Genomic DNA, 7,436 nt, shown 5'->3' with positions numbered 1-7,436 from the left:
GGACGCAGGAGTGCAGAATCCTCCCCGTCATGCGATCGTGGACAGAGCCTCCCAACTCCGCGGTCACGATCCGTGCAGAAGTTTACTTACAGTCACGGTTACCCACCACTTGAACGGTCGGCCAGTTCGGAAACGGGTTATCGTCTCGACGGAAACCACGAAGGGGGCACAAGCGGCGTGAACGATGTTACCGGTGAGTCAGATTCGCCCGAACGGCGTAGGCGCAAGGTGCGCAGGCGCTTGTCCGACGAGGAGATCGCAGCTCAGCGGAGGAAGCGCCGGCGCGTGCAGATCGGCTGCAGCGTAGGCGCGCTCGTTGTCGTCGGATTCATCGGCTGGCTGGGTTACGAAGGCCTGCAGGCGAAGTCGAATCTGGAGAAAGCGCAGGACTTCGCGACGCAGGCGAAAGACGCACTGCTCGCAGGCGATACCGACAGGGCCCGCATCGTCGCGGGCGACGCCGATCGCTACGCCCAGAATGCCCAGAGTTCGGTCGACTCGGTGCCGTGGCGTATTGCCGGCGCCGTTCCATTCCTGGGAAGCCCGTTCGATTCCACTCGCCAAATGACCACCATTGTGAGTGGTCTCACAGAGCAGGTTCTCCTCCCCGCTGTCGATGCAGGTAGTGCCGTATCTCCCGATCAGTTGATTTTGGACGGCGCACGCATCAATCTTGCGGCTCTCCGCGACGCCGCCCCCGTCCTCGAGACGACGTCGGCGGCCATCAGCAACCTCGACGAGCAGGCCCAAAATGTCGACAGCACGTGGCTCGGTCTGATCGACGACGCGCGAGTCGACCTGCAGGAGCAGGTGGCCGAGTTGTCCGGACTATTGAACAACACCTCACTCGCGGCGCAGATCGCGCCGGCCATGCTGGGCGCAGACGGTCCGCGCAGTTACTTCGTCGGTTTCCAGACGAACGCAGAAGCACGCGGTACGGGTGGATTGGTCGGCGGTTTCGCCATACTACGTGCGGAAAACGGCGCCGTGCAGGTCGATGACCTCGCAAGCAACCGTGAACTCCGTACAGATTACGAGTCGTTGGACTTAGGACCAGACTTCGACCGAGCATACGGCGCAAGCAGACCAACATCTGATTTTCGAAACAGCAATGTTAGTCCACACTTTCCCTACGCCGGCCAGATTTGGCGGCACATGTGGCAGCAGGAATCAGGAGAGCGTGTGGACGGCGCGATAGCAACAGACCCAGTCGCTCTTAGTTACGTATTAGATGTTGTAGGACCGATCACCATGCCGGACGGAGAGAAAATCACGGCTGAGAACGTTGTCGAATTGACCGAATCCACCGTGTACACACGCTTCGCGACAGACAATCAGGCAAGAAAAGACTATCTGCAGACTGTAGCTGCTGAGGTCGTGCGGAAACTAACAGGAAGTATAAATCACCCAGGCTCTCTCCTCGAAGCTCTCGGACGTGCAGTGTCCGAGGGTCGTCTCGCAGTCTGGTCAGCTGACTCCGAATCTCAGAAGGTGATTGAAAGCACTCCCCTCGGCCACACGGTCCCCGACGATTCTGCTCCATACGCAGGGCTGGTAGTGAACAATCTGGGCGGAAACAAGCTGGACTATTATCTTGAGAGAAAAATAACGTATTCTGCTGGCGGCTGCGACGACAGCACTCGTCGCTCCCTGGTGTCTATCCAATTAAAAAATAATCTACCGGACGGCGATTTCACAAAATATGTTGCAGGGACGTTCGACAATTCTGTGGGGGCTCCTTTTGGAACTAATATCATCGATTTAGGATTACTCGCAACCCAGGGAGCTCAACTCAAGAAGGTCACAATTGACGGAACATCTACAATTGCCTTCGTAAATACAGAGAGAGGGCACCCCCTCTTCTCCGTCCAGCTACCGATCCCTCGCGGAAAATCCGTGGAGGTCACTTTCGACCTGATTGAACCAACGGCACCTGGCGACGCGCGCGTTCCGATACAGCCATTAATCGACAATCCTTCAGTCGAGGTCAGCGTACCCAATTGCACTACCGAATGATGCCCGATTGCATGTGCCGACCCTAAGGGCCCGCACAGAAGCCGCAAGCAAAGGGATTCTTCGGCAGCGAAGGACTTTAAACTGGCATTACCAGAAGCTTATAGTGTCGGGCAGCCGAACTCCGCACTTGGGTTTCAGAGCTATGCCAACAACCGTTCAAGATCACCAAAGTTGCCGTTGATATCACCCATCTCACCAAGATCGACGGGTGATATCAACGGCGCCAGGCTCCGAGCCGGCAATTGCGTCGCCTTGACGAATTTTGCCTAGCGTGCCATCACCAGCCGATTGTGGGTCGTTGCAACCTTTGTAGAGCCGGACTGATCGCGGGAGGCTCCGGAAGTGTGCCTAACAACAGTATCGACGGTCCCTATGCCGAACGGAAGATTCGGCAATGTCGTCGGCGTACCCGGCAAGACAGGAACTGTGAACGCACTAGTTGTAGTTCCCAGGCAGGTTGTGAACGGCGTGCCGTCACGAGATAGGTGAGGACCTCCGGAATCGGTGTGGTTACCACACACACGCCGACCACCGAGAGGCCCTCTTGACACACCGTAACGCCTATCTGACTCCACGCGGCCGATTGGCACTGGCCGAACTTGTCGTCGAGACCGGCTGGAGCCTGCGCCGGGCCGCCGAACGCTTCCAATGCTCGCCGGCGATCGCCAAGAAGTGGGTCGATCGCTACCTGACCGGTGACCGATCGATGCAGGACCGGTCCTCACGCCCTCGGTCCTGCCCGCGCCGGACCCCGACCCGCACCGAACGCCGCATCATCGCACTGCGCTTCACCCGACGGTGGGGCCCGCACCGCATCGCCTACCACTTGCACCTGGCGAAATCGACCGTCGAGGCCGTGCTGCGCCGCTACAATGTTGCGCCCCGGCTTCAGTAGAGGCTCTCGACGACCCGCTCGGTTGTTCCGGCGGGACTATGTGAATCGTAGTAGGACTGTTCGGCTTCGACGGGCGAGATCATCCCGATCTCACCGTGCAACCTCCGGTGATTGAACCAATCGATGTACTCGGCCACCGCAATTTCGAGGTCATCGATAGAGCGCCACGGTCCCTTGTTACGGACCAGCTCGGCCTTGAACAGCGAGTTGAACGCCTCGGCGAGGGCGTTGTCATACGAATCGCCGCGGCTGCCCACCGAAGCGACCGCGCCGGCCTCGGCAAGGCGCTGGGTGTAGCGGATAGCTCGATATTGAGCTCCGCGGTCGGAGTGATGTATCAACTGCGACAGGCCCTGACCTGCATGCTCGCGGGTCCAGATGCCCATCTCCAATGCATCGAGTGCGAGATCGGTGCGCAGACTCGTCGACAACTGCCATCCCACGATGCGGCGTGAGAAGACGTCGATGACGAACGCGGCATACGTCCATCCGGCGAACGTGCGGACATAAGTTATATCGGCGACCCACAGCTGGTCCGGTGCTGAGGCGGTGAATCCGCGGTTGACCAGGTCAGCAGGCTTGTCGGTGTCCGCTGCGGCGATCGTGGTCCGGGGGTTCTTCGACCGGGCGATGCCGCGTAACCCTTCGGCGCGCATCAGGCGCTCGACGGTGCACCGGGCCACCCGGACACCCTGCCGCTGCAGCTCCGCATGGACCTTGCGGGCACCGTAGACGGCGTAGTTCTCGGCGTGGACCCGGTGGATTTCTTCGATCAGTTCCGCGTCGCGGACCGCCCGCGCTGAGGGTGGACGGGTCTTTGCTGCGTAGTACGTCGACGGGGCGATCTGCACACCGGTCCGAGTGAGGACTCTGCAGATCGGCTCGACCCCGTGACCGGCCTTGTGGGCGTCGATGTAGTCGACGATCACTTGAGTTTGCGGTCGAGCTCCGCTGCCGCGAAAAACGCCGACGCCGTCTTCAGGATCTCGTTGGCACGGCGCAGTTCTCGGTTCTCGCGTTCGAGTTCGGCGATCCGTTTCGCCTCGTCCGTCGTGGTGCCGGGGCGGACACCACCGTCGATCTCTTCCCTGACGAACCCAGGTGCGCAGGGCCTCGGGATGGATGCCCAACTGCTCGGCGATCCGCTTGATCGCTCCTGTCTTCGATCCTGGATCGCGGCGTGCCTCGACTGCCAGCCGCGTCGCTCGTTCCTTCAGCTCCTCCGGGTACTTTCGCGGTGCTCCCATGGATCTCATCCTTCCGTGTGATGAGACCCTCCAACAGACCCGGTACGCGACAGTGGCATTCGTGCGGAAGGTGCGTACCGCATCCGGGGCGGTAGCGGTGCAGGTCGTGCGCAAACACCGCGGCCGGCACGAGATCCTCGCCCACGTCGGGTCCGCGCACACCGACGTCGAGCTGGGCATTCTGCTCGAACGAGCCCGCCAGCTCCTGCACGGCGATCAAGGCATGCTCGACCTGGATGTGCCGACGCCCGTCGAGCAGATCGCCGACGTGGCCGACTGGCGGACCGGTCGACTACCCGGCCCGACCACGAGCAAGGGCGGCGAGCTCGCCGGCGCGGGACGAACCGTGCGCACCAGCGCCCGGTTGCTCTACGACGTGCTCGCCTTCGTCTACAACCGGCTCGGCTTCGACGTCCTCGACGATGCGGTGTTCCAGGATCTGGTCATCGCCCGGATCGTGGAACCGACCTCGAAGATCGATGCGCTGCGCGTTCTCGAAGATCTCGGCGCGGAACCGGTGTCGTACAAAACGATTCAACGTCACCTTGCGCAGATCATCACCGGTGACTACCGCGATCGGATCGCCCGCCGCTGTTTCGAGTATGCCGCCGAAACCGGCGGGTTGGGGTTGTTGCTGTTCGATGTGACCACCTTGTACTTCGAAGCGGAGAAGGAAGACGACCTGCGCAAGGTCGGCTACAGCAAGGAGCGCCGGGTCGATCCGCAGATCGTGGTCGGGCTGCTCGTCGACCGCACCGGGTTCCCACTGGAGATCGGCTGTTTCGAAGGCAACAAGGCCGAAACCCACACCCTGGTCCCGATCGTGCGTCAGTTCCAGGCCCGCCACGACATCGAGGGTGTGGAGATGGTCATCGCCGCCGACGCCGGCATGCTGTCGGCGGCGAATCTGACTGCTCTGGACGAGGCGGGCCTGAAGTTCATCGTCGGCTCCCGGGTGACGAAGGCACCCGCTGATCTGACGTCCCATTTCCATTGGCACGGTGATGTATTCACCGACGGGCAGATCATCGATACCGTCACACCCCGGCACGCCCGCAGCGTGGTCAACACCGTGAAACGGCGCGCCGAACCGGTCTGGGATCCGGGACGGCATCCCAGCTCGTGGCGGGCGATCTGGCAGTACACCCGCAAACGTGCCGTCCGCGACAACCAGACATTGAACGCGCAGGAAGCGCGGGCGCGGGCGGTGGTCGAGGGCACGACGAAGGCCAAGGCCACCCGCTTCGTCAAGACCACCACCGCAGGTCAGCGACTCGACGACGCCGCGCTGGCACGAGCTCGATCGCTGGTGGGCTTGAAGGGATATGTCACCAACATTCCCGTCACGCTCATGGAACCGGGCGAGGTGATCGGCAAGTACCACGACCTATGGCATGTCGAGCAGTCGTTTCGCATGTCGAAAACCGATCTGCGGGCCCGGCCGATGTTCCACCGCACCCGCGACGCCATCGAAGCGCACCTGACCATCGTGTTCGCCGCCCTGGCTGTGGCCCGCTGCGCCCAGGACCAGACCGGTGTGGCGATCGCGAGACTGGTCAAGCAACTGCGGCCACTACGGACCTCCACCATCGCCATCAACGGTGCCGTCCAGGACTTTCCGCCGCAGATCCCGGCTGCCGAGCTGGAGATTCTCACCCGTCTCGGGTTCGAATTGGGACACTAAGCCAAATGTCCTAACTCAGGCGGTGGCGCAATGCCCGTGCCGAACCGAAGACCCAGTTCGGCACGGATTCGCCGATCCGGTCGTGGACCGAGTACCCGCATTACCCGGCCAAGGTTGCGTGACGAGGCACTAGTGTCCTGCGTCAGAAATTTCACAGGTTAGTTTATGGTGTGTTCTTATGTCGCATCGTGGGCCCTCGGCCGTCGAGATCACCTTGTCCGTGGCCGAACGCGCCGAGCTGACACACAGAGCCGAGTCGGCGGACCGGCGACAGGCCGAACGGGCACGCATCGTGTTGGCCTGCGCCGAAGGTGCATCGAATGCCGGCGTGGCACGCGAACTCGATCTCGCGGTGGCGACGGTGGCGAAATGGCGACGAAAGTTCGCCGCCGACCGGCTCGACGGGCTGGCCGATGCCGGGCGCAGCGGACGCCCGAAAGCAGATCTAGTGCTCAGCGAGGACGAGCGCGCTCAGCTGACATCGTGGGCGCGGAGAGCGAAAACCGCTCAGTACCTTGCGATGCGAGCCAAGATCGTGCTGCGCTGCGCCGAAGGTGGGACCAACAAGCAGGCCGCCGCCGATCTCGGTGTCGACGAGTCGACCGTGGATCGGTGGCGCCGACGTTTCATCGCAGGCCGGCTCGGTGGGCTGGTCGACGAGCCCCGGCCCGGCCGGCCGCCGTCGATCCTGCTCGACCAGGTCGAAGACGTGGTCATCGCGACCTTGGAGTCGACGCCCGGCAAGGACACCCACTGGTCGCGGGCGTCGATGGCCGAGCGCACCGGACTGTCGAAATCGACCATCGGCCGGATCTGGCGCAAGTTCGACCTCAAACCGCATCTGCAGGACTCCTTCAAGTTGTCCACCGACCCGCTCTTCGTCGATAAGGTCGTCGATGTTGTTGGCCTGTACCATAATCCGCCGGAAAAGGCGGTCGTGCTCTGTGTCGACGAGAAGTCCCAGATCCAAGCCCTGGACCGGTCGCAACCGATCCTCCCGATCATGCCCGGCACCCCGCAGCGCCGCACCCACGACTATCTCCGGCACGGCATCACCAGCCTGTTCGCGGCCTTCGACATCGCCGATGGCACGGTCATCAGCGCACTGCACCGCCGCCATCGCGCCATCGAGTTCCGCAAGTTCCTGACCACCATCGACAAGGCCGTACCCCGCGAACTCGACGTGCACCTGGTGTGTGACAATTACGCCACCCACAACACTCCCGAGGTCAAGGCATGGCTGGCCCGGCATCCCCGCTTCCACGTCCACTTCACCCCGACCGGGTCGAGTTGGATGAATCAAGTCGAACGCTGGTTCGGCCTGCTCACCGACAGACTCATCCGCCGCGGTGTCCACACCTCGATCGAAGCCCTCGAAAAGGACATCACCGCGTGGATCGACGAGTGGAACGACAATCCGCACCCCTTCCGCTGGACCAAGACCGCCGACGAGATCCTCAAGTCTCTCGCCGACTACCTGGCCAAGATCAACCCGAGCACCTCTACAACAGATCAATGAGGTTTTCTCACCAGGCCGGTGCTTGCAGGTGAAGAAGAACGAGAGCCGCAGCAGCGATCGAGCCGATCCTCCACG

General features: G+C 62.0%; 4 protein-coding genes, 1 pseudogene and 1 other annotated feature. Of the genes and pseudogenes, 4 read left to right on the top strand and 1 reads right to left on the bottom strand.

The window, feature by feature from the left end; all coding sequences use genetic code 11:
- The first annotated feature begins 228 nt into the window (after positions 1-228).
- Entirely contained in the window at positions 229-2,016 is a 1,788-nt protein-coding gene (locus NVV99_RS16360) for a DUF4012 domain-containing protein (RefSeq protein WP_260782954.1), read from the top strand.
- A gap of 544 nt (positions 2,017-2,560) precedes the next feature.
- Positions 2,561-2,893 (top strand): annotated as a pseudogene (locus tag NVV99_RS16355) (leucine zipper domain-containing protein); the annotation flags it as partial.
- 11 nt (positions 2,894-2,904) lie between these two features.
- On the opposite strand, the gene NVV99_RS16350 reads toward NVV99_RS16355, so the two are convergent.
- Complete coding sequence (locus tag NVV99_RS16350) at positions 2,905-4,158, bottom strand: IS3 family transposase (protein WP_260782939.1); 1,254 nt, start codon at positions 4,156-4,158, stop codon at positions 2,905-2,907.
- Positions 3,748-3,879, bottom strand: a sequence feature (AL1L pseudoknot). (Overlaps the previous gene by 132 nt.)
- 52 nt (positions 4,159-4,210) lie before the next feature.
- On the opposite strand from NVV99_RS16350, the gene NVV99_RS16345 reads away from it, so the two are divergent.
- Together NVV99_RS16345 and NVV99_RS16340 are read left to right on the top strand one after the other, a co-directional pair.
- Complete coding sequence (locus tag NVV99_RS16345) at positions 4,211-5,842, top strand: IS1634 family transposase (RefSeq protein WP_260782938.1); 1,632 nt, start codon at positions 4,211-4,213, stop codon at positions 5,840-5,842.
- Between the two features lie 178 nt (positions 5,843-6,020).
- On the top strand, positions 6,021-7,361 hold the full coding sequence (locus NVV99_RS16340; RefSeq protein WP_260782937.1) for an IS630 family transposase: 1,341 nt from the start codon (positions 6,021-6,023) through the stop codon (positions 7,359-7,361).
- Positions 7,362-7,436: the final 75 nt, after the last annotated feature.

The sequence above is a fragment of the Rhodococcus sp. PAE-6 genome, assembly GCF_025290685.1.
Taxonomy (GTDB): Bacteria; Actinomycetota; Actinomycetes; order Mycobacteriales; family Mycobacteriaceae; genus Rhodococcus; species Rhodococcus pyridinivorans.
The sequence above is the reverse complement of the archived record's forward strand: the minus strand, read 5'-3'. Positions and strand labels throughout refer to the sequence as shown.

Excerpts from the sequence above, each read along its gene's own strand:
- NVV99_RS16350 (WP_260782939.1), bottom strand. The coding sequence starts at position 4,158 with ATGGGAGCACCGCGAAAGTACCCGGAGGAGCTGAAGGAACGAGCGACG.
- NVV99_RS16340 (WP_260782937.1), top strand. The coding sequence starts at position 6,021 with ATGTCGCATCGTGGGCCCTCGGCCGTCGAGATCACCTTGTCCGTGGCC.